Source organism: Flavobacterium sp. (genome assembly GCF_049240005.1).
GTDB lineage: Bacteria > Bacteroidota > Bacteroidia > Flavobacteriales > Flavobacteriaceae > Flavobacterium.
In genome coordinates, this window is record NZ_JBMLTK010000103.1 from 32356 (window position 1) to 53682 (window position 21327).

Below are 21327 nucleotides of genomic sequence, written 5' to 3' on the forward strand. Positions count from 1 at the left end.
CTAAAATTGATTCGTTTATGGCATTCCAATTTTGCTGTTGCATGTGATACACAAGAAAATGTTCTTTTCCACTGAATAGCACCATCATTTAGCTATTTGTAATTGAAAGTAAAGGTGTGGTAGAATTGTCAATCATACGAGCTTCTTTTAAACTAATTAAAAGTCGGCCGAACTATCAGGTTAAAGAAACGTTATTCTCTTAGTTTTCGCTGTATTCACACGGAGTTCAAAAATATCGAAACGATTGTAATGTCCTAAAATATCGTGCATTTGCTTGGGTTGGATACATTTACTTAAGTCGATATCTCCGTAAACAATTCCTTCCTGGTCGATTAACGGTTCGGAAATCGGAACTCCCGTCGGACCGATAATTCCAGAAAAAGCAGCGTGCTCGCGACTTAACAATTCGGCAGCATTCGGACAATCGGCTTCCAACATCTTAACTGCGTCGGCACCGATGGTTGAACACGAAACTAACGTAAATAGCTTCCCTTCAAACGAATGTGCAGCCGCTCGAATCTTAATAGCATCGGCCATATCATAATCAGGAGGCGCCACAGGCAAAGAAATGTAATTAGCAATGTGTACGTTTTCGTCTTGTGCCAACAAAGTAAATCGCGCCAAAGTATTGGTATTTTCTCCACAAGCTAAAGTTCCAATATTTCCCGTTTTTGTTGGATATACGCGCAATGAAGAACCATCGCCAGAAGTCCATGTAAGTTTTTCCGCCCAGGTGGGAACTAACTTTCGGTGCTTTCCAACGATCTCGCCGGTGTTGTCGATTATCAAATTCGTATTGTACAGTTCGCCAAAGCTTGTTCCGCGTTCGTTCATGCCAATAACAACCGTCAAATCAAGTTCCTTTGCTGTTTTTTGGATTTTCTGTATAAGAACATCATCAGCCGTTAATGACGATTTATACAAGAGTTCAAACCATTTGCTTCCTTGAACGGGTGTGAGTATCCAATTCCAATACGGATATGCACAGATAAAAACTTCGGGGAATGCCACCAGTTGAGCACCGTTCCGCGCCACTTCACGCATGATGTCGAGCACTTTATCAACCGTTTTTTCGGCATTTAGGAAAACAGGCGATGCTTGTACAACTGCTGCTTTAAATTTCGGAAGTTCTAAACTCATATGTATTGATTTAAAAGTTCAATGGTTTTTGTATCAAAGGGTTCCGATTTCATAGCTTCGGTTGCTGTTGCTAAACGCACATTCACTAGTGTTGCTTCGCCGGACAAAATTTCTTGATCATGCGCTCCTGTAAAGGAAAATTTAAATACAACCGAAGAAGAACCTATTTTTTGTACGTTCAGTTTTTTGGTTATCCTATCGCCAATACGCGCGGGCGCCGAAAAACGCGTTTGCAGTTGTACTGTTGGAATACCGTTGGTTTCGTGTATTTTGGAAAACGGACGTTCTAAAACTTCGGCAAAGAAATCTTCTACTAAATCATTGAGCATTTCAAAATAGCGTGGATAGAACACAATTCCGGCGTAATCGCAATGCCTGAAACGAATTTCCTCTGTTTTTATAAAAGATTTCATGACGTTCGAAGTTTAAATCGTTGAATTTTTCCTGTTTCCGTTTTTGGAAGTGTCGCTACAAATTCAATATATCTCGGATATTTGTACGGAGCAGCATGTTCTTTAAACCAATTTTGTATTTGTATTTTGAGTTCGTCGTTTCCAGAAACCGATTCGTGCAAAACAACATAAGCAGCAACGAGCATACCTCTGTTTTCGTCGGGTTTTCCTACCACAGCACATTCTTTAACTAACTCGTGTTCCAAAAGTACTTGTTCTACCTCGATTGCTGCGATGTTATAGCCCGATGAAATGATCATATCGTCGCCACGTGCCACAAATTGAAAGAAGCCATCAGCGTCTTTTTGGTAAATATCGCCTGTAAAATTCCAGCCGTTTTGTACGTAGGCGTCTTGTTTTTCGGCGTTAAAAAGATATTTGCAACCCGTAATTCCACGAACGGCTAGTCGACCTGCTTTATTAATCTCCTGTATTTCATTGCCAAAGTCGTCGAATAATGTCGCTTCGTAACCCGGTACCGGTACTCCCGTGAAACCGATTTTCCGTTTTTCATGTGAAGATCCGATGAAAATATGCAGCATTTCCGTAGCGCCAATACCATCCAAAATCGGAATTCCCGTAGCTTCTTCCCAATCTTTTGCCACTTTAGCGGGCAATGCTTCACCTGCCGAAACGCAATATTTTAAGGTGTCGATGTTGTAATCGGCTGCCTTTTCACACATGACACGCCAAGCGGTGGGCGCAGTAAAACAAGTTGTAATACCTTGTTTTTCAATAGCTTGTAGCAAAACTTCTGGAGCAGGTTTTGGAATGAGTAGGGAAGTAGCTCCATAATACAAAGGAAACAGCAACAAGCCGCCTAATCCGAAGGTAAAACCTAGCGGCGGACTCCCAGCGAAAATCTCTCCTTTCTTTGGTTTCAACGAATATTTCGGAAACCCTTCGCAAATAGCAGCTACATCACTGTGATAATGGGCAGTCATTTTTGGTTTTCCCGTAGTTCCTGAAGTAAAACCTATCAAGACCAGCAGTTCCTCATGGGCAATAAAAGTCTGGAAATCGGTGCTGAAATTGTTTTTCTTTAAAGAAAGATGGAAGTCAGTACGATTAAATAAAAGGAGTTTTGTCTTTTCAATTTTTGAAATCGAATCGAGTTCTGAGGCTAACTCATCTTCGCAAATCATTAAGTTCACAGCTGCCATTTCTGCGATCACTTCTAATTCCTTCTTCCGCAAAAGTGGCATAGTTGCAACAGCTATAGCGCCAATTCGCGCAATCGCTAACCAATACACAGCAAAAGCTGCGCTGTTGTATCCGCGAAGCAATACGCGATTTCCGGCTTGAATTCCGTATCGTTTAGTTAATTCGTGAGCTGCCTGATTAACTAATTCAAGTAATTCAAAATAAGTAATTGAATGATTTTCAGAAATTAAAGCAATGTTATCTCCATAACCTGTTTCAATATTCTTTTCCAAAAACAAAGTTGTGCAATTTCCTTTAAAACGGGGAAATTCCACAAACGGATTATTTGCTAAGCGATTCGCTTCCGGTAATCCATCGTATGCAAAACGGTCGGCAATCATCATTGTGGTTTATGTGATTTTGGTTTTAAAGCTTGTTTCATACGTTCGAGTTGCATGCGTTCAAACTGCGTTGTTTTGAGTAGAGAATCCCACGATCTTTGATAAGCTTTTGGAATCTTATTCAAAGTAACACCTTCATAGGCAGCAGCTTTCATTACAAATCCGGGATTCAATAAAAGTGGCTTTCCTAAGGCAATCAAATCGGCTTTCTCGGCAAGTAAAATGGTATTAATCTGATCGATATCCGTTATTTCACCTGCTGTTATTGTCTTTACATTAGAAGCATTTCGAATTTCATCGCTGTAAGGAACTTGCCACATGGGCGTAACTTTTACTTGCTGTTGCGCATGCGTATTGCCTGTCGAAACATTGATGATATCCGCACCATTTTCTTTCAAAGTTGAAACAAAAGTTTGAATATCAGATTTTGAAACGCCTTTGGAATGCCAATCGGTTGCCGAAATTCGCACAGAAATAGGAAAGTCTCTTGCCACAACTGTTCGAATTGCTTTCAAAACATGAATCGGAAATCGCATACGGTTTTCTATGTTTCCTCCGTAATCGTCGTTTCGAAGATTTGTCAAAGGTGAAATAAAACTGCCGAGCAAAAATCCGTGATGCATCTGAATTTCGATACCGTCAAAACCAGCGGAAACAGCTCGTTCTGCGGCAGCAACAAAATCGTTTGTGATGCGTTCTAGATCGCTTTCATATAAAATTTCCGGTGTTTTTCCATTTTCATGGAAGGGAATCGCGGAAGGTCCAACGGGTTCAATGACCGATTTCCGACCCGCATGCGCCAACTGAATCCAGATTTTAGTGTCCGAATTTTCGTGTATGAAACTATTGATTTTTTGCCACGATTCTTGCTGTTCGGAATTGTAAATACCCGTGCAAGTCTCAGCAATTCTCGAACCTGCACTGACCGCAGTTGCCTCGGTAATGATTAAACCAAGTCCTTGAAGTGCGCGCGAGGTATAGTGCTGAAAATGCCAATCGTTTGGTAATCCGTTTTCTGAGCAATATTGCCCCATAGCGCTCATGGCAATACGATTTGACAACGTACAGCCGTTTATTTTCAAGGGTTGAAAAGCCGGACTGTCAATCGACGCGACATTTTTCTCCGCAAACGCCTGCGCTACAAAATCAGTGAATTTACGATCGCGAATGCGCAAGTTTTCGTAGGTTACTTTTTTAGCACGTGTCATTACCGCCATAGCAAATGCTTCAAACGGCTTTTTCACTTGTAAATCCATCGATTCAAACCACTTCAATGAAACTACTGCTGCATGTTGAATAGCTTCTACACGCTTACGCCGATTTTGTTCGTATTGTGCGTAAACTTCAGGCAAATTTGTTTGATGTGTCTGAACCGCTTCTGCCAAAGCAATAGCCGATTCCATGGCTAATTTGGTACCCGAACCAATGGAAAAATGTGCGGTAGCTTTCGAATCGCCGAGCAAAACGATGTTGTTGTGATGCCAATTTTGATTGTGAACTTCGGGAAACTGACGCCAAATAGATTTATTTGTGAGTAAGCCGTGTCCGTCGAGTTCTTCAGAAAATAAATCCTGTAAAACCGCTACCGTTTGCGCTTCGTCGAGATTTTCGAATCCGGCGTTTTTCCATGTTGTTTCCGAACATTCGAAAATCCACGTACTTTTTCCGGCTTCGTACTGGTAAGCGTGTGCTACTATAGCACCGTGTACGGTAGTTCTAAAAAAATAGGCAAATGCATCTAAAGGTTTTGTAGAACCCATCCAAACAAATCGGTTCGAATGCAAAGTAACCTCAGTTTTGAATGTCTCGGAGAATTGCGTTCTAAACTTACTGCCAATTCCGTCGGCTGCAACAATCAAATCGTATGCTAAAACGGCGGTGTCGGGTTCTATACTAGTTTCGAAATGTAACGTAACACCTTCTTCTAAAGCTCGTTGTTGTAAAAGTTTCAGTAGAGTTTTTCGCGAACAGCCGCAAAATCCGTTTCCAGAAATTCGAACCGATTTCCCGTTGAGAACCACGTCGAGATCGTCCCAATAAGCAAACGAATTCTTTATTAAATCGTATGATTTTTGATCTTTTTGAAGAAATTCACTTAGTGTTTCATCTGAAAAAACAACACCAAAACCAAAGCTATCATCGGCTTTATTTTGTTCAAAAACCGAAATTTCGAACGTAGGTTGTTGTTTTTTGAGTAAAATCGAGAAGTATAATCCGCCTGGACCACCGCCAATTACTGCTATTTTCATTGTGCGCGTTTTAAAACAAATTGATCGCCTAAGCGTGCATAAAAAGCTCCCGCTAAACGCGAAATTGGCTGGTAAACTTCTAAATCGGTGTGATAGTTCTCATCCACAATTTGATCGTTTATATGAATCATCACGATTTCTCCGAGAATCATCATACTTCCACCGCGTTGTCCGTCGATGTGATGATGATGAATAACCTTACATTCAAACGAAATCGGTGCATTTGCCACACGACGCGGTTTCACTACGGTACTTTCTGCATACGCGATCTTCGCATAATCAAACTCACTTTCGTGGGAAGGAATCGGTGCTGCTGTATCGTTCATCTGTTCAACTAAATTTTCGGTGACCATATTAACGACAAACTCGCCGGTTTGAAGGGCATTTCGAGAAGTATCTTTATTGGCATTCGGACTGTTAGATGCCGAAAACATAAGCGTAGGAGGATCGGCACTCACGGCATTGAAAAATGAAAAAGGAGCTAAATTGTGCACGCCGTCTTCGCTTACAGTGGCTACCCAACCAATAGGTCTGGGAATTACAAGTCCGGTGAGCAACTTATAAACCGATTTGAAATCGAGTTCTTCCGGTTTGATTATCATTTTGGATTGTTTTTCCACAAATTAAATAAAAAATAGCTTTTGCAAACGATTTCGTGAACACTCGTTTGTGATTTTTTACTTGTTAACGAATAAAAGTTATTAGATTTGAACTACACGAATTTTAAGCCATGAGTTACTACAAGATTGAAAACCTAGAACAATACTTTAAACATTATAATAAGTCGATCCGCGAACCGCGAAAATTTTGGGGGAAAATTGCTGAAGAGCACTTTGTTTGGTACCAAAATTGGGAAAAGGTGGTTGATTTTAATATGGCTGAAGCCGATGTAAAATGGTTTGTTGACGGCAAATTAAATATTGTAAAAAATTGTATCGACCGTCATTTAGCGAAGCGTGGTACAAAAACGGCTATTCTCTTTGAACCGAATAATCCCGACGAGGAAGCACAGCACATTTCTTACAACGAATTGCATTCGCGGGTTTGTAAAATGGCAAATATCTACAAAGATTTAGGTGTGAAAAAAGGCGATCGTGTTTGCATATACATGCCTATGATTCCGGAATTGGCGGTAGCTACTTTAGCTTGCGCGCGAATCGGTGCCATCCACTCGGTAGTTTTCGCCGGATTTTCCTCGGCTGCACTCGCCGCCCGAATAAACGATGCGGGTTGTAAACTAGTTGTTACCAGCGACGGCGGTTTCCGTGGAAACAAAACCATTAATCTGAAAGAAATTGTCGACGAAGCTTTGAAATCAAACGATACCGTAGAACGCGTAATCGTGGCAAAGCGCACAGATACTTCGGTAAACATGACCGACGGTCGCGATATTTGGCTAGACGATTTGTGGGTTCATGCATCCGACAATCACGTGGCAGAAATCATGGACAGTGAAGATCCGCTTTTCATTCTCTACACCAGTGGAAGCACCGGAAAACCTAAAGGAATGGTACATACCACCGCAGGTTACATGGTTTACACGGCTTATACTTTTAAGAACATTTTTAATTATGAAGAGAACGATATCTTCTGGTGTACGGCAGATTTAGGTTGGATAACCGGACATTCTTACATTTTGTACGGACCGTTATTAAATGGTGCAACTACGGTGATGTTTGAAGGAATTCCGACGTTTCCAGATCCGAGTAGATTTTGGCAAGTAATTGAAAAACATAAAATTACGCAGTTTTATACAGCACCAACAGCGATTCGATCGCTTGCTAAAGAGAGCTTGGATTATGTGCAAAAGTTCCCGCTTTCGTCATTGAAAGTGATTGGTTCGGTTGGTGAACCTATTAATGAAGAAGCTTGGCACTGGTTTAACGATCATGTAGGAGGTAAACGCTGTCCGCTTGTCGATACCTGGTGGCAAACGGAAACGGGTGGCATCATGATTTCGCCTATTGCCTTCGTTACGCCTACAAAACCAACTTATGCGACTTTGCCGTTGCCGGGAATCCAGCCGGTATTGATGGACGAAAAGCGTAATGAAATCGATGGAAATCAGGTTGTGGGAAGCTTATGCATAAAATTCCCTTGGCCTGCCATTGCACGAACCATTTGGGGCGATCACGAACGATATAAGAAAACATATTTCTCTACATTTCCTGGAAAATACTTCACCGGTGACGGTGCACTGCGCGACGAAGTAGGTTATTACCGAATTACCGGACGCGTTGACGATGTCGTAATTGTTTCCGGACATAATTTAGGAACTGCGCCAATTGAAGACGCCATAAACGAACATCCAGCTGTTGCAGAAAGTGCCATTGTTGGCTTCCCACACGACATCAAAGGAAACGCGCTTTACGGCTTTGTTATTTTGAAAGAAGAAGGAATGACCCGTAATCACGACAACTTGCGCAATGAAATCAATCAAGTAGTTGCAAGTCAGATCGGACCGATTGCGAAATTGGATAAAATTCAGTTTGTAAGTGGATTACCCAAAACGCGATCTGGAAAGATAATGCGACGAATTCTTAGAAAAATCGCCGAAAATAACGACGCTGATTTTGGAGATATCACAACCTTACTCAATCCAGAAGTTGTCGACGAAATTAAAAAAGGAAAGTTGTAAACCTTACATGCTGTAACATAATCCCACGTAATGCAGTAGGGAAGACCCTCAAACGAAATGAAACCAAAAATTGTGATCGCGGGAGGCGGATTAGCCGGTTTAACTGTCGCGATTCACCTGCGTATGAATGGTTTTAATGTTACGGTCATCGAAAAAAATAAGTATCCGCATCACAAAATGTGTGGCGAATATTTGTCTAATGAAGTAGTTTCCTACTTGCGGCAAATAGGTGTAGATGTTTTGTCTTTGCAACCGAAAAATCTTGACACACTGCGATTTGTGTTGGAAAATGGTAAGCAATTGGAGTGTACATTGCCACTTGGAGGTCTGGGAATCAGTCGATTTGCCCTCGATTCACTGCTGTACCAACGCGCGAAAGCTATTGGCGTCGACTTTATCTTTGAAAAAGTAGACAACATCAGCTTCCATGAAAATGTATTCAATGTCAGAATTCGCGGTGATCAGACACTAACAGCCGATTACGTATTAAACGCTTTGGGAAAGAAAAGTGTTGTCGATGTTCAATTTCAGCGAAAGCACACTTATAAAAATGCAGATTGGATTGCGGTCAAAGCACACTACAAAGGCGATTTCCCCGAAAACATCGTTGGATTATACCACTTTACCGGCGGTTACTGCGGCGTTTCTAAAATCGAAAACAACGAAATAAATATTTGCTTTCTTGCCAAACAAGAGTTGCTCGAGCAAAACAAAACCATATCCGAATTAATTAAGAACGTCCTTTTTAAGAATGCACTGCTTCGAGAAATCTTCGAAAAAAGCACTTCCACTTTTGAAAAACCAATTGCCATCAGCGGAATTTCTTTTGAAAAGAAAACCAAATCAGAAAAACATATCTTAATGATTGGCGATTCTGCCGGTTTGATACATCCGCTATGTGGAAACGGAATGGCAATGGCCATAAATAGTGCGCGTTTGATTTCGGAAATACTGACAAAATATCCCGAACCCACAAAAATAAATCGAATACGTGTCGAGAAAATGTATAAAAAAGCTTGGAACAAGGCGTTTTCAGGTCGATTGTGGATGGGCCGACAAATCTCTAAAGTTTTGCAAAATCAAGTCATTGCCGACAAATTGTTCCCTATCTTCGTGAGATACCCGCAGTTGTTGAAATTCGTTATCAAACAAACGCACGGCAAACAAGAATCCACATGATAAGTACTCGAACGCGCTCTACAGAACCGGAAATCATGGACGATATGAATTTGAAAGGTTCGGAGCTGACAGACGCACTCGATAATATTGCTTGGATCAATCGAATTTTAGGAGGGAATCGGGTTACAATTAACGGAATTGAACAACTTCTTCGGGATAAAAATCGAAAGGAAGTACATATTGTTGATTTAGGTTGCGGAAACGGCGACATGCTCAGAACCATAAAAATCTGGGCTGAGAAACGTAACTTAAATGTTCGTCTAACGGGAATCGACGGGAATCAGGCCACCATAAATCATGCAATAAAACTATCTGATAGTTCGATTCGCTATAGCTGTTCCGATTTTCTACAGGTAGTCCCCGATGAACCCATCGATATTGTAATTTGCACATTAACCTTGCATCATTTTGAAGACGAATTGTTGCTTGAGGTGCTTCGAAAATATTACGAGAAAGCAAATATTGGACTGGTAATCAATGATTTACATCGGTCTAAACAAGCTTATTATCTGTTTACAGCTTTGGCGATAGCTTTTCGGTTAAAATGTATGTCGAGGTACGATGGTTTAGTTTCGATTTTACGGGGGTTTAAAAAAGCTGATTTTTTGCGTTATGCTATGCAACTAAATTTCACTAAATTCAGCATTTGTTGGAAATGGGCGTACCGCTACCAATGGATTATCTATAAGACATGAGTGTACAAATAAATGCCGTTGCTACCGCAGTTCCCGAATCTACGAGGAAAACCGCCGAAATCATTCCTTTTTTGGAAGAGTGGCTGCACGGCCAAGACGACCGCTTTATTCGTAAAGTGGTAAAAATATTTGAAAGCGCTCTGGTCGATCAACGCTATGCCATTATGGATCCGGTTTCAGTATTTACTGCCGGTACTTTCGCCCAAAAGAACCGTATCTACAAAGAAGCTGCAATAACACTCGGAACACGCGTCCTTGAAGAAGCTTTACAACAAGCAAATTGGAATCCCGAGGAACTCGATTACATTATTACTGTAAGCTGCACTGGAATTATGATTCCATCTTTGGATGCGTATTTAATTAATAAAGTTGGACTAAAGCAAGATGTTGTGCGGCTTCCCGTAACCGAAATGGGTTGTGTAGCAGGCGTGAGTGCATTGATTTATGCAACTCATTTTCTCAAAGCAAACCCAGGTAAAAAGGCAGCAATTGTGGCATTCGAAAGTCCTTCGGCAACGTTTCAACTCGACGATTTTAGCATGGCAAATATGGTTAGCGCGGCCATTTTTGGCGATGGTGCTGCCTGTGTTTTACTTTCTGAAAGTGAAGAAGTTACACATCCTAAAATACTGAGCCACGAAATGTATCACTTCTTTGACAAAGAACACATGATGGGATTTGATTTGGTTGAAGGCGGTCTGAAAATGGTTTTAGATGTGGAAGTCCCAGATACGATTGCCGAGCATTTTCCGAACATCATACACCCATTTTTAGAAAAGAACAAACGCACTATCGATCAGATTGATCACCTTATTTTTCATCCAGGTGGGAAGAAAATCATTCAAACGGTCGAAGCGCTTTTTGGTGATTTAGGAAAGAATCTAAACGCAACAAAGTCGGTGTTATCGCGCTATGGAAACATGTCGAGCGCAACGGTTCTATTTGTTTTGGAAGAAGTTTTAAAATCGAAACCAAAGTCGGGCGAACTTGGTTTGATGCTGAGTTTTGGTCCAGGTTTTACCGCGCAACGCCTACTAATCGAATTTTAAAATGATGAATGCAAACACCTATATTCTGGCCCAGCTGCCGTACCGACAACCGTTTTTGTTTGTTGATGAAATAACGTCGGTAACCGAAAATGAAATCACCGGAAATTACCGATTGCCCGAAGATGCCTATTTCTATCAAGGACATTTTAAAGATTTTCCGATTACGCCCGGTGTTATTCATACCGAAATCATGGCACAAATAGGAGTAGTTTGTCTAGGAATTTATATAAATCATAATGCATTATATAACAACAAGATATGCGTACTTACTTCAACTGAAATTAACTTTTTAAAGCCCAGTTTCCCAGGAGATAAACTCACCGTAAAATCAAAGAAAGTATATTTTAGATTTGATAAATTAAAGTGCGATGTTTCTTTGTTCAATGAAAGTGGCGATGTTTTAGCGAGAGGAAGTATTTCCGGTATGTTAACCGATTTTAATCCAAATGAATAGGAGAGTAGTTATAACCGGATTAGGCGTTGTTGCTCCAAATGCTGTTGGAATACAGAATTTTAGCGATGCCTTACGAACGGGTGTCTGCGGAATTTCGTTCGATCCGGAGCTGGAAGCTCTTCAATTTTCATGTCGCATTTCAGGTACGCCAAAAATCGAAATAGCTTTACTCGAATCTGTTTTTTCTGAAGTTGAACGCAGAAATCTGCAATCAACGGGCTTTGTTTACGGTGTTTTGGCATCGTTAGAAGCTTGGAAAGACGCCGGTTTGTCATTAGAAACGGCGCATCCGCGTTGGGAAAGCGGAATTATTTTCGGAAACGGAAGTTTGGGTGTCGGTAAATTCCGCGAAAGCATTCTTCAAATCGATGCACTTCAAACGCGAAGATTGGGAAGCTCGGCGGTAATTCAAACCATGAGTAGCGCCGTAAGTGCGTACGTAGGAGGGAAGCTTGGCTTGGGAAATTGTAACACCTCGAATTCAAGTGCTTGTGCTACGGGAACTGAAAGTATTCTCGCTGCCGCGGAACGGATTGCCACTGGAAAAGCCGATCGTATTTTGGCAGGAAGCAGCAGTGATAGCGGCCCGTACATTTGGGGAGGCTTTGATGCGATGCGTGTTTGTACGTTTAAACATAACGATGAGCCGGAAAAAGGTTCGCGACCGCTTTCGGGTACAGCTTCCGGTTTTGTTCCAGCAGCGGGAGCCGGCGCCTTGGTTTTAGAAGCCTTAGACGTGGCTTTGGAAAGAAACGCGCCGATTTATGGAGAGATTTTAGGCGGACACGTAAACAGTGGCGGTCAACGAAACGGCGGAAGCATGACTGCGCCAAATTCGGTTGCTGTGATTCGATGCATTCAGCAAGCGCTTATTCACGCCGGTGTTTCGGCATCTGAAATTGACTTGATAAACGGACATCTAACAGCCACCATAAAAGACAGCACCGAAATTGAAAACTGGTCGCAGGCTTTACAAAGGTCTGGAGCAGATTTTCCTCAAATCCAAGCCACAAAAGGACTTATCGGACATACATTGGCCGCAAGTGGTGCCATAGAAACAGTAGCTGCAGTGTTGCAATTGAAAGAGCAGTTTTTACATCCAAACGTAAATTCAGAAGATATTCATCCCGAAATTAGCAATCGAATTGCAGTGGAATGCATTCATCCGACCAAAAAACTGCACAAATTAGATGTTATTGCCAAGGCAAGTTTTGGTTTTGGAGATGTAAATGCTTGTTTGATTCTCAAAAAATATTTAAATGACGCAAACTGAAATTTTAGCAAAACTCACCGAAATTATTCGACCGTATTCTCAGGAAAGTGCTGCAATGGAGCACGTTTCGATGGAAACCGATTTCATAAAAGATTTAAAAATTGATTCAGCCACTTTGGTAGATGTGGTTTTGGATGTAGAAGATGCTTTTGGCATTACAATCGATAATTCGGCCATGGAGAAAATGACGAATGTAGCCAATACGATCGCGGTAATTGAAGACGCAATTTCTCGTAAATGATTGGAAATGATATCATTGATTTGCAATTCGCGCTAAGCGAAAGTATCGTCCTTCAACAACGACGCTTGGATAAAATTTGTACGGTGGCCGAGCAACGATACATTCGAGAATCCGAAAATCCGTGGCAAACATTTTGGTTGATATGGACCAGAAAAGAGGCCTGCTATAAAGCTTTTCAGCGATTGCATTACATTCACAGTTTTTGTCCGCATCAAATTGAAAACCAAATTGATACGTCGGGAATGTTATTGCCTTTGATTTTGTTTCGCAACAAGAAATTCTTTGCAAGGACAACGATGAATCAAGTGAAGATTGATACCGTTTGTGCCAGTTCACAAGCTCTTTTAACGGATATCACAACTGTATCCGATTTAAAGGAAATATTACAGCTTACTGATTTTAAGAAAGATAACAATGGGATACCTTATCTTCAAGCGAGAAATATCAAACAACAATTTCCAGTTTCAAAAAGTTCGCATGGTGCATATAAGGCGTATGCACTTTTCAAAGCAGATATCGCAAACCTGGACGCTACAGCTTTAATTTATGCTTGAGTTTTTGGTAAATCAGCGCCAAGGCAAAAGCTTTGTCGGTAGTCGATTCTTTGTCTGAATCGGGAAGTTTTAATTGTTTTTCGATTTCCTCGATGGCAAAGGTCTTGTCTGATGAAATGTCCTTGTACTTTTTGTACATAATATCTACGTCGAGCGCTTCATTACGCAAACGTCCGCAATTTAGTTTTTCAAGAACCGTGTTAATGATTTCGATGTCAAAATTCACCTGATGCCCAACAATAACCGCATTTCCGAGATAATTAATGAATTGTTCGATGGCTTGCGGTTCCAGCATTTTCTCGACTTTACTTTCAATGATAAATTCGTTCGACAATCCGTTGTCGTGGTTAAAAACGTATTGTAAAAGAACGACTTCAAAAACATCGCCGGCATTTATGTGATTCTGTTGCATACCTACTGCACTAATCGCTAAAATGACATCTTTATGAGGATCGTTTCCGGTAGTTTGTAGTCGTAACGCAACTGCACGTTCCGGTTTTTGTTCGATACGCGAAAGGTAGACTTTCCAGAAGTCGGGATAATTTTTGTTTGCTATTTTAATCCAGTCCAGCATAATTACGAGAAAAAGGTCAGTTGAAACTTACTTTTTACGATTTCTTCTAGTTCTTTTAAAGGAAGAATGGCACTTTTCAGCCGTTCGCGATCCGATTTAGAAAGCTCATCGGTGGCAATGTACGCGGCGTCGGAACCCGATTTGTAACCTTCGTTAGTTCTAATTTTCAACAACATCAAAAATGCTTCCGAAGCCACTTGATATACGTCGGCATGCTTCGGCTCAAGCATCGCCAATTGCTTAAAACGACTGTACGTATTTGTACTTCCTTTGATTTCGCGACTTAAAGCGATAACTCGTGCAATTTCCACGTAAGTGAGAATCGCTCTGTTTTTAATGTCAAACAAATCTTTGTATTCTCCGTCTTCTTCTAAATTAAATTTAGAGAAAAATCCAAGTGCTGGCGGACGTTTGATCGCTTCGTTAGCCAAATAAGCCAAGAATTTTTTGTTTTTCGGAACAACCGACATGACATGTTCCCACAAGCTTTCTTCAATTTTTGCTTCACCAGCAGCAAGTTCAAAATCAAAGAAAATTCCTGGATTCTCCTGATTTTTCAAACCAGGCTTCGAAGTCCAGTCGCTGTATTGCTGTATCCAATCGGAAAACGATTTGCACCAATTGAGATTGTTGGCCATGTGCTTATTCGGACATTCGCTGTAGCCGATATCTGAAAGAAACTGTGTTGTTCGTTTTGACAAACGTAAAAAGTACTCACGCACGGCAGTAACTCGATCTATTGCCACATCTTCATAAACCAAAAAATGATCTTGATCGGTCTTCAACAACTGTTCTTTACGTCCTTGACTGCCTGTTGATAAGAATGCGAATCGGCAAGGAGGGGAGCCGTAATCCAAAATCGCTAGATCGATGCAACGCTTTATCAACGCCATATTTACTTCGCCCGTAATAGCGCAAATGTGCGAAAGCGGAACCTTTTTCTCGATTGCTAGTTGAATGAAATCGGTCATTTTTTCGCGTAAATCTTTCAATTCTGAAACGCTCAGTGCTTTTTTGATCTCTTTAATTAATAATCCCGGGTTATTCGCTTGCGCGGAAATGAGATCCGAAAGATGAATAACTCCTGTAATTGCTGTCGTTTCCGTACCATCGGCAGAAACTAATAGGAGTGGTGCATTATGGCGAATGATAGACAACTGTGCTTCGGCTAGCGACGTATTTTCAGGGACAAAAACGTAATTTTTTGAGGCAATTAACTGACAAGCAGCCGTTAGCGGCAAGCGTCCGGTAGCAATTTTTGAACTTAAATCGTGTTCAGTAACTACACCTAAGAGCATATTATTATGTAAAATAACAGCGCTTTGTTTCAGATTGTCAGTCATTTGCTGCGCAACCACTTGTACGGTATCCGAAGCTTGAACGAACAGCGGTTTTTTGTCGTACGAAAGTGATTGGAAATACTGTAATTCCGTAGAACCCTCCGGACCACGAACCGTGTCGTTAACAAGTCCGCTTTTGCCCATAGTGCTCAGCGAATTTCGCGGAGCGGTAGAGGCAAAACTCTGAAGTAGAAAATCTAGAACCTTACTATTGGTTAGTAACAGCGGACGAAAGGTGTCGATCGGAATGCCGTAAACTATGCTTTCTTCACGGGCTTTAGCCGTCATCATATAGTTATTCTTCGCAAAAAACGGTCGTAATCCCAGAATTTCTCCGGTTTCGCAGCGATTTAATAGGGTTTCTTCAGCGTCGGCAACAACAGAAAGATTTATGGCGCCGCTGGCAACGATGTAAAAGAACGGATGCAGCGGATCGTCGACTTTAAATAAAATCTGATTTTTCTCTAGTGTACGAATTTGCAAGGTCGCGGCCACGGGAACCAATTCTTCGAACGGAATTTCGCTGAAGGGTTGATAGGCGGCAAGAAACGTGGCTAATCTTTCGGCTAAAGTATTTTTCATAACACTCGTAAATATAAGCGAAAAAGATCTGAATATGGGTGATAGAAAGCTTTCTTTACAATTTTTCTATTTTACATAATATAAATTATAGTTCAATTTGATTTATAATAAAATCAATCGTCTATAGATTCTAATATCTTCAACCTAAATAATTTACTAATCTCTAATTCAAGCTTTTCTTTATAATTTTCTGTAAGCCATTCGCGATAATTCTTACTGACATTGCTCAAGCACATCGTATATTTCTTTACCCGATAACCAATTTCTTCGCGCAGTAATTTCGAGAGCTTTTTAGCTTCATAAGCTGTGTCGGCATTTTCAACGCACATCTTTGCGTGTTGCGCCATCGACAAGTCGAGAACTGTTTTTGCTTTCCGATTAAAGCGTACAGTTTCAGCAAATTCTTTTTCGACATCAAAAGGTTCAATTTTCGACTTTGAAAAATGTTTCGCTACTTCTGGCGGCATTTCGTAAACAAAATTCGACTCAATTTCAGCGTCTTCACGTAAATTTTCCAAATAGTATTCGGGCGATTTAAAAATGTGTTGCCAGTTTACAGGCGCGCTCCAGAGTCCGAATCGTGCAGCATTATTTCCCAAATCGATAACCGTAAACGAATCTTTCCCTGGCAATCGTCGCGATCCGCGGCCAATCATTTGAAAATAAAGCGTTAACGATTTCGTCGCGCGATTTAAAATTACCGTTTCAACCGTTGGCTCGTCGAAACCTGTCGTTAAAATTCCAACAGAAGTTAAAATAGCATCCGGTGTATTCTTAAACCATTTTAAAATTGCTTTCCGATCTGCTGTATTTGTGGTATTATCCAGGTGTTTAATAGGTAATTTCGCATTCTTAAACGTCTCTAATACATACAACGACGTACTAATACCGTTGTTAAAAATGAGCGTTTTCTTCCCCAAAGATTTTTCCATATAAGCATGCAACAATTTTTCTTGCATGGCTAGATTCGTGTAGAGATCATCGCTCGATTTTACGGTATAATCGCCGTTAATTCCAACCTTCAAACTCGTTAAACCCACATCGTATGAGTATGTTATTGCTTTGGCCAGATAGCCTTTATCAATCAAATTCGCAATGGTATCACCTACGATTAGTTCGTCGTAGTTCTGATTCATCGGTAACTTAATGTTCGAACTCAATGGAGTTGCTGTAACACCGAGAATAAACGACTGTGGAAAAGAACTTAACAATTTGCGAAACGAGTTGTAATGCGCTTCATCGATAATAACGAGACCAATGTTATCTAATTGAAGAACAGCGTCGTTGATACGATTTTTCAAGGTTTCGACCATAGCAACAAAACATTTGTAGTCTTTTTGATCCGGAAGTTCCTTTATTTTACTGTTAATGACCTTATTGCTTACGCCGAAATCGCGCAACATTTTTGAGGTTTGTTTACACAATTCGATTCGGTGCGTAAGAACCACAACTTTTTTGTCGACTTTCTCGATATACCTGCGTACGATTTCAGAAAAAATCACAGTTTTTCCACCGCCTGTAGGAAGTTGATACAGCAAATGATAGTTGGGCTTTGTTTGCTCCATCCGCTCAAAAATGCGATCAATATCCTCACGCTGATAGCCGTACAACGTTCTCCGCTCCTCTGCCTCTACTTCTATTATGGGTTGTTCTATCAAACTGCGAAAATTGAAATTTTGCAAATTTACTTCCTTTTTTTGGGCTGTAGATTAACTTTATGATAATAATCTAAAACATCTTAAACAATTTGTAAAATGCCCTTGAGGAATAGCCGATTTGCCCAAGTAAATACTGGCCTTAATCAAGAATTGCCGACTTTAGTTCTAAAGCTCTAAAAGTCGTTACTGATCTAATAATTTTTGAAATTCGCTTTTTGAAAGTAATTCTGTGTGAATGTCGGCGAAATTTGCAGCATTCGGCCAATTTTGTATTTCAACATCTTGGATGATTTGTGCAATTTCCCGTTGATTGTCGGCATAAAATCCGTGTTGTATTGAGAACTTAATCAATTGCACAAAATTGGCGTAGGTTCCTTTGTAGAAGTTTTCGTGGCGGATGTAGCGTTTTCGGCTGTATTTGAGCTGTAGCTGAATATTAAAAAACATCAATTCAATGATTTTTTCCGGCGCCATTTCCAGCGAAATAAAGTGTTTGATGAAGTTATTGGCAACCGTTCGGCGGAGCTTCGCACGCTTTAAAGTCTTTGGAAAATACTCGGCTTCGATTTTAACTTTCGCGGCATCGACCATTTTTTGTGTTTGAGGAGCAAATACAAAATCGAAATACACTTTTACCGGTTTGAACTTGTCGTACAACAAAGTTACCAAGTCCTCCAACGGTTCCCTTGGCATTTCGGAAATGTACTTTTTCAAAGCTCTTTTACTCATAGCAACGTTTCTAAATTCCAAATATATCGTGAAAATTGAAGGATTGCTGATACCTATTCTATATTTTTGAGGAAAATTTAGCTAGTGGAAAAATTAAAGCAAAAAGTACAACGCAAATTCCTTAAACCTGTCGCCAATTTTGTGAGTAAATCGACAGCGGGAAGTTTGTTTTTACTTGTAGCTACGCTAGCCGCCGTTTTTATAGCCAATAGCAATTATGCCGATTGGTACCATCACTTCTGGAAGCAAAAGTTTGGATTTTCGTTCGACGGACAATTATATTTGGAAAAAGACTTGCATCATTGGATAAATGATGGTTTGATGGCCATTTTTTTCTTTGTCGTTGGATTGGAACTTAAGAGAGAAATCGTTGCCGGCGAGCTATCCGAAATAAAAAAAGCGGCACTCCCGATTTTTGCAGCTATTGGCGGCATGTTGGTTCCAGCGGCTATTTTCTTAGTTTTCAATCATGATAATCCGCAAGCTGTTTCGGGCTGGGGAATTCCCATGGCAACCGACATTGCTTTTGCTTTGGGTATTATCTACTTCTTAGGCGATCGTATTCCCGATTCGTTAAAGGTGTTTCTTGCCGCATTAGCCATTGCCGACGATCTTGGAGCTGTACTCGTAATTGCGTTTTTCTACACTTCTGAAATCGAATTGACTAATTTGGGCGTGGGTGCACTTTTTCTGTTAGTCTTGCTTTTAGCAAACCGTTTAGGCGTTCGAAATACCGCTTTTTACGGCATTATAGGAGTTTCAGGAGTGTGGCTATCCTTTTTGTTGTCGGGTGTTCACGCTACGATTGCCGCGGTTTTAATTGCCTTTACTATTCCGTCGCGAACTAAAATTGAAGAAACCGAGTTTGCTTCGAAAATGAAAGACGACCTGAGTGATTTTGAGACAGCAGAAGGTAATGAATTTCCAACGCTTACCGCGGAGCAACTACATTTATTGGAACGCATGAATCGAAATATTGATGCGGCATTAACACCTTCGCAAAAATTAGAACATCAACTGCATCCAGTTGTTGCTTTTGTCATTTTACCCATCTTCGCTTTTGCGAATGCAGGTGTTACTTTTTCGGGAAATATAGTTGAACAATTGCTTTCAAATGTGGCGTTAGGCGTGGCATTGGGCTTAGTTCTAGGAAAGGTCATCGGTGTGTTTTTAACCTCTTACCTCCTACTCCGTTTGAAATGGGTTCAACTGCCTGTTGGTGTCTCATTATTTCAGCTTTTTGGCGTTTCTTTTTTAGCCGCCATTGGTTTTACGATGTCGCTTTTCGTAACCGAACTGGCCTTCACAGATGCACAACTGATCACAGAAGCCAAAGTCGGCATTTTTGCAGCTTCTTTACTTGGTGGAAGTTTAGGCTACCTGCTTCTCTCTAAAAATAAGTCTAATTTAATTGTTGAATAAATCGTGTTTAAATTATTTAAATTCACAGCTTTACTGGAAGGAGTTTCGTTATTAATTTTGCTTTTTATTGCGATGCCATTAAAGTACATTTGGGGCGATCCGCTGGCTGTAAAATATGTGGGAATGGCTCACGGCTTGCTTTTTATCGCTTACGTTATTTTCGCAATCATGCTTAAAGACGAAAGAAATTGGGATTTGAAGCGAACTGCGTTAATATTGCTAGCATCTGTGGTTCCGTTTGGAACTTTTTACGCTGAAAAGAAATTATTTTGATTCAAAATTATCTCAAATACTTGTACAAGCTGGTTCCTCAATTTTTGAAGGAATTAGAATTTTCGTACACACTAAACGCCTATACTTCGGTGCTGATAAACACGGCTATCATGATTGTTTTAGCTGTTGTTTTGTATCGCGTTGCCAAGTATTGTTTGGTTTATTTGATGATCGTAACGGCACGTAAAACGAAAACAAAATTCGATGATTTACTCGTGTCTAATAAAACGGCAAAGTATGCTGCACAGTTGCTGCCACTCTGGTTTATAAAGCATTCAGTACCTGTTATTTTAGTTCGTTTCGACTACTGGGAAGGAATATTTGCCACCGTTGTTCGGGTATATATCATCATTTTAGTGCTGTATATCATCCGAACAATACTAAGCGCTTTACGCGATTATTTAAAGTCGCTTCGCAGATTTAGCGACAAACCAATAGACAGCTACTTACAAGTTATCATGATTACCCTAACAACGTACGGCGTAATCATGATAATCATGCTCATTTTCAATACAAAACCAGCAACTTTATTAACAACTTTCGGAGCTATTTCTGCGATTATTTTATTGATCTTCAAAGACACCATCTTGGGTTTTGTAGCCAGTATTCAAGTTTCAGTTAATGATATGGTTCGTATCGGAGATTGGATAACGATGACCAAATTTGGTGCCGATGGCGATGTTATTGAAATCAACCTCGCAACGGTTAAAGTGCGTAACTTCGACAATACTACAACTACAATCCCCACCTACTCGCTTATTTCAGATTCTTTTCAAAACTGGCGTGGCATGCTCGATTCGCCCGGTCGCAGAATCAAGCGGCATATTCTGATAAAATCACACAGCATACGATTTTTAGAAGATTCAGATATCGAACGCTTGAAGTCGATTCAATTGATTAAGGAATATTTAGAGACGCGATCAGCAGATATTAATAAATTTAATGCACAACGAAATATCGATAAATCTGTTTTGATCAACGGACGCAATCTGACAAATTTTGGTGTTTTTCGTAAATATATCACACAGTATTTAAGCCATTATCCGGGGATTCAAAAAGATATGATTTTGTTGTGCCGACAGTTACAACCTACTCCTAACGGAATTCCTTTGGAGATTTACTGTTTTTCTGCCGACAAGCGTTTTGAAAATTACGAATACATTATGGCTGATATTTTCGACCATATCTTTGCCGCTGTTCCATATTTCGATTTGGAACTTTTTGAATTTCAACAAGCTGTTGAACCAACCAATACCTAATTTACGTATCTATACTTTAAAT

The 21327-nt window shown here is 40.5% G+C and carries 20 protein-coding genes; 11 read left to right on the forward strand and 9 right to left on the reverse strand.

The genetic code is table 11. The annotated features are described in order from the left end of the window. Window positions 1-180: 180 nt before the first annotated feature. Genes ACOVQQ_RS10755 through ACOVQQ_RS10775 form a run of 5 tightly spaced genes read right to left on the reverse strand, consistent with a single transcriptional unit; the run spans window position 181 to window position 5987 of the window. A complete protein-coding gene (locus ACOVQQ_RS10755; RefSeq protein ID WP_421818196.1) occupies window positions 181-1140 on the reverse strand; it encodes a carbon-nitrogen hydrolase family protein in 960 nt (319 codons plus the stop codon). Further along, window positions 1137-1553, reverse strand: coding sequence for an acyl-CoA thioesterase (locus ACOVQQ_RS10760; protein ID WP_421818197.1), 417 nt, complete (start codon window positions 1551-1553; stop codon window positions 1137-1139). Before ACOVQQ_RS10760 ends, ACOVQQ_RS10755 begins: the two co-directional genes overlap by 4 nt. After that, window positions 1550-3139: an AMP-binding protein gene (locus tag ACOVQQ_RS10765; RefSeq protein ID WP_421818198.1), complete on the reverse strand. Its 1590-nt coding sequence runs from the start codon at window positions 3137-3139 to the stop codon at window positions 1550-1552. The genes ACOVQQ_RS10760 and ACOVQQ_RS10765 overlap by 4 nt, the downstream gene beginning before the upstream one ends. Continuing rightward, window positions 3136-5385 carry an FAD-dependent monooxygenase gene (locus tag ACOVQQ_RS10770; RefSeq protein WP_421818199.1) on the reverse strand — a complete coding sequence of 750 codons (2250 nt, stop codon included), beginning with the start codon at window positions 5383-5385 and terminating at the stop codon, window positions 3136-3138. Before ACOVQQ_RS10770 ends, ACOVQQ_RS10765 begins: the two co-directional genes overlap by 4 nt. Then, window positions 5382-5987, reverse strand: coding sequence for a flavin reductase family protein (locus ACOVQQ_RS10775; protein ID WP_094486565.1), 606 nt, complete (start codon window positions 5985-5987; stop codon window positions 5382-5384). Before ACOVQQ_RS10775 ends, ACOVQQ_RS10770 begins: the two co-directional genes overlap by 4 nt. Window positions 5988-6115: 128 nt before the next feature. Between ACOVQQ_RS10775 and acs the strand changes: the two genes are divergently transcribed. The 8 genes from acs to ACOVQQ_RS10815 are packed head-to-tail and all read left to right on the forward strand — an operon-like array spanning window position 6116 to window position 13468. After that, window positions 6116-8023: an acetate--CoA ligase gene (acs, locus tag ACOVQQ_RS10780; protein ID WP_421818200.1), complete on the forward strand. Its 1908-nt coding sequence runs from the start codon at window positions 6116-6118 to the stop codon at window positions 8021-8023. Window positions 8024-8080: 57 nt separating this feature from the next. Beyond that, the gene (locus ACOVQQ_RS10785; protein WP_421818201.1) at window positions 8081-9202 is read left to right on the forward strand and encodes an NAD(P)/FAD-dependent oxidoreductase; all 1122 of its coding nucleotides are present in this window, start codon (window positions 8081-8083) and stop codon (window positions 9200-9202) included. Beyond that, window positions 9199-9897 carry a methyltransferase domain-containing protein gene (locus ACOVQQ_RS10790; protein ID WP_421818202.1) on the forward strand — a complete coding sequence of 233 codons (699 nt, stop codon included), beginning with the start codon at window positions 9199-9201 and terminating at the stop codon, window positions 9895-9897. Before ACOVQQ_RS10785 ends, ACOVQQ_RS10790 begins: the two co-directional genes overlap by 4 nt. Next, the gene (locus ACOVQQ_RS10795) at window positions 9894-10946 is read left to right on the forward strand and encodes a type III polyketide synthase (protein ID WP_421818203.1); all 1053 of its coding nucleotides are present in this window, start codon (window positions 9894-9896) and stop codon (window positions 10944-10946) included. Before ACOVQQ_RS10790 ends, ACOVQQ_RS10795 begins: the two co-directional genes overlap by 4 nt. A gap of 1 nt (window position 10947) precedes the next feature. Next, entirely contained in the window at window positions 10948-11400 is a 453-nt protein-coding gene (locus tag ACOVQQ_RS10800) for a 3-hydroxyacyl-ACP dehydratase FabZ family protein (protein WP_421818204.1), read from the forward strand. Further along, complete coding sequence (locus tag ACOVQQ_RS10805) at window positions 11393-12673, forward strand: beta-ketoacyl-[acyl-carrier-protein] synthase family protein (RefSeq protein WP_421818205.1); 1281 nt, start codon at window positions 11393-11395, stop codon at window positions 12671-12673. The genes ACOVQQ_RS10800 and ACOVQQ_RS10805 overlap by 8 nt, the downstream gene beginning before the upstream one ends. Then, window positions 12660-12914, forward strand: a complete 255-nt coding sequence (locus ACOVQQ_RS10810) for an acyl carrier protein (protein ID WP_421818206.1) — start codon at window positions 12660-12662, stop codon at window positions 12912-12914. Before ACOVQQ_RS10805 ends, ACOVQQ_RS10810 begins: the two co-directional genes overlap by 14 nt. Next, window positions 12911-13468 (forward strand): 4'-phosphopantetheinyl transferase family protein, encoded by a 558-nt coding sequence (locus ACOVQQ_RS10815; protein WP_421818207.1) that lies wholly within the window; start codon window positions 12911-12913, stop codon window positions 13466-13468. The genes ACOVQQ_RS10810 and ACOVQQ_RS10815 overlap by 4 nt, the downstream gene beginning before the upstream one ends. Here the strand turns inward: ACOVQQ_RS10815 and ACOVQQ_RS10820 are convergent. The 4 genes from ACOVQQ_RS10820 to ACOVQQ_RS10835 all read right to left on the reverse strand — a co-directional run bounded on the left by ACOVQQ_RS10820 (window position 13446) and on the right by ACOVQQ_RS10835 (window position 18351). Beyond that, window positions 13446-14042: a 3'-5' exonuclease gene (locus tag ACOVQQ_RS10820; protein ID WP_421818208.1), complete on the reverse strand. Its 597-nt coding sequence runs from the start codon at window positions 14040-14042 to the stop codon at window positions 13446-13448. The genes ACOVQQ_RS10815 and ACOVQQ_RS10820 overlap by 23 nt on opposite strands. 2 nt (window positions 14043-14044) lie before the next feature. Then, window positions 14045-15964, reverse strand: coding sequence for a DUF294 nucleotidyltransferase-like domain-containing protein (locus ACOVQQ_RS10825; RefSeq protein WP_421818209.1), 1920 nt, complete (start codon window positions 15962-15964; stop codon window positions 14045-14047). A 113-nt stretch (window positions 15965-16077) separates the two neighbouring features. Further along, window positions 16078-17619: a DEAD/DEAH box helicase gene (locus tag ACOVQQ_RS10830; protein ID WP_421818218.1), complete on the reverse strand. Its 1542-nt coding sequence runs from the start codon at window positions 17617-17619 to the stop codon at window positions 16078-16080. A gap of 186 nt (window positions 17620-17805) precedes the next feature. Then, the gene (locus ACOVQQ_RS10835; protein WP_421818210.1) at window positions 17806-18351 is read right to left on the reverse strand and encodes a DUF6155 family protein; all 546 of its coding nucleotides are present in this window, start codon (window positions 18349-18351) and stop codon (window positions 17806-17808) included. Between the two features lie 84 nt (window positions 18352-18435). On the opposite strand from ACOVQQ_RS10835, the gene nhaA reads away from it, so the two are divergent. The 3 genes from nhaA to ACOVQQ_RS10850 are packed head-to-tail and all read left to right on the forward strand — an operon-like array spanning window position 18436 to window position 21305. Next, a complete protein-coding gene (gene nhaA, locus ACOVQQ_RS10840; RefSeq protein WP_421818211.1) occupies window positions 18436-19773 on the forward strand; it encodes a Na+/H+ antiporter NhaA in 1338 nt (445 codons plus the stop codon). A gap of 3 nt (window positions 19774-19776) precedes the next feature. Beyond that, window positions 19777-20046: a DUF3817 domain-containing protein gene (locus tag ACOVQQ_RS10845; protein ID WP_094486554.1), complete on the forward strand. Its 270-nt coding sequence runs from the start codon at window positions 19777-19779 to the stop codon at window positions 20044-20046. 44 nt (window positions 20047-20090) lie between these two features. After that, the gene (locus ACOVQQ_RS10850; protein WP_421818212.1) at window positions 20091-21305 is read left to right on the forward strand and encodes a mechanosensitive ion channel family protein; all 1215 of its coding nucleotides are present in this window, start codon (window positions 20091-20093) and stop codon (window positions 21303-21305) included. Window positions 21306-21327: the final 22 nt, after the last annotated feature.

Bases quoted from the DNA above. Each gene is read 5' to 3' on its own strand.
- ACOVQQ_RS10755 (WP_421818196.1), bottom strand. From the start codon at position 1,140: ATGAGTTTAGAACTTCCGAAATTTAAAGCAGCAGTTGTACAAGCATCG.
- ACOVQQ_RS10760 (WP_421818197.1), bottom strand. From the start codon at position 1,553: ATGAAATCTTTTATAAAAACAGAGGAAATTCGTTTCAGGCATTGCGAT.
- ACOVQQ_RS10765 (WP_421818198.1), bottom strand. From the start codon at position 3,139: ATGATGATTGCCGACCGTTTTGCATACGATGGATTACCGGAAGCGAAT.
- ACOVQQ_RS10770 (WP_421818199.1), bottom strand. From the start codon at position 5,385: ATGAAAATAGCAGTAATTGGCGGTGGTCCAGGCGGATTATACTTCTCG.
- ACOVQQ_RS10775 (WP_094486565.1), bottom strand. From the start codon at position 5,987: ATGATAATCAAACCGGAAGAACTCGATTTCAAATCGGTTTATAAGTTG.
- acs (WP_421818200.1), top strand. From the start codon at position 6,116: ATGAGTTACTACAAGATTGAAAACCTAGAACAATACTTTAAACATTAT.
- ACOVQQ_RS10785 (WP_421818201.1), top strand. From the start codon at position 8,081: ATGAAACCAAAAATTGTGATCGCGGGAGGCGGATTAGCCGGTTTAACT.
- ACOVQQ_RS10790 (WP_421818202.1), top strand. From the start codon at position 9,199: ATGATAAGTACTCGAACGCGCTCTACAGAACCGGAAATCATGGACGAT.
- ACOVQQ_RS10795 (WP_421818203.1), top strand. From the start codon at position 9,894: ATGAGTGTACAAATAAATGCCGTTGCTACCGCAGTTCCCGAATCTACG.
- ACOVQQ_RS10800 (WP_421818204.1), top strand. From the start codon at position 10,948: ATGATGAATGCAAACACCTATATTCTGGCCCAGCTGCCGTACCGACAA.
- ACOVQQ_RS10805 (WP_421818205.1), top strand. From the start codon at position 11,393: ATGAATAGGAGAGTAGTTATAACCGGATTAGGCGTTGTTGCTCCAAAT.
- ACOVQQ_RS10810 (WP_421818206.1), top strand. From the start codon at position 12,660: ATGACGCAAACTGAAATTTTAGCAAAACTCACCGAAATTATTCGACCG.
- ACOVQQ_RS10815 (WP_421818207.1), top strand. From the start codon at position 12,911: ATGATTGGAAATGATATCATTGATTTGCAATTCGCGCTAAGCGAAAGT.
- ACOVQQ_RS10820 (WP_421818208.1), bottom strand. From the start codon at position 14,042: ATGCTGGACTGGATTAAAATAGCAAACAAAAATTATCCCGACTTCTGG.
- ACOVQQ_RS10825 (WP_421818209.1), bottom strand. From the start codon at position 15,964: ATGAAAAATACTTTAGCCGAAAGATTAGCCACGTTTCTTGCCGCCTAT.
- ACOVQQ_RS10835 (WP_421818210.1), bottom strand. From the start codon at position 18,351: ATGAGTAAAAGAGCTTTGAAAAAGTACATTTCCGAAATGCCAAGGGAA.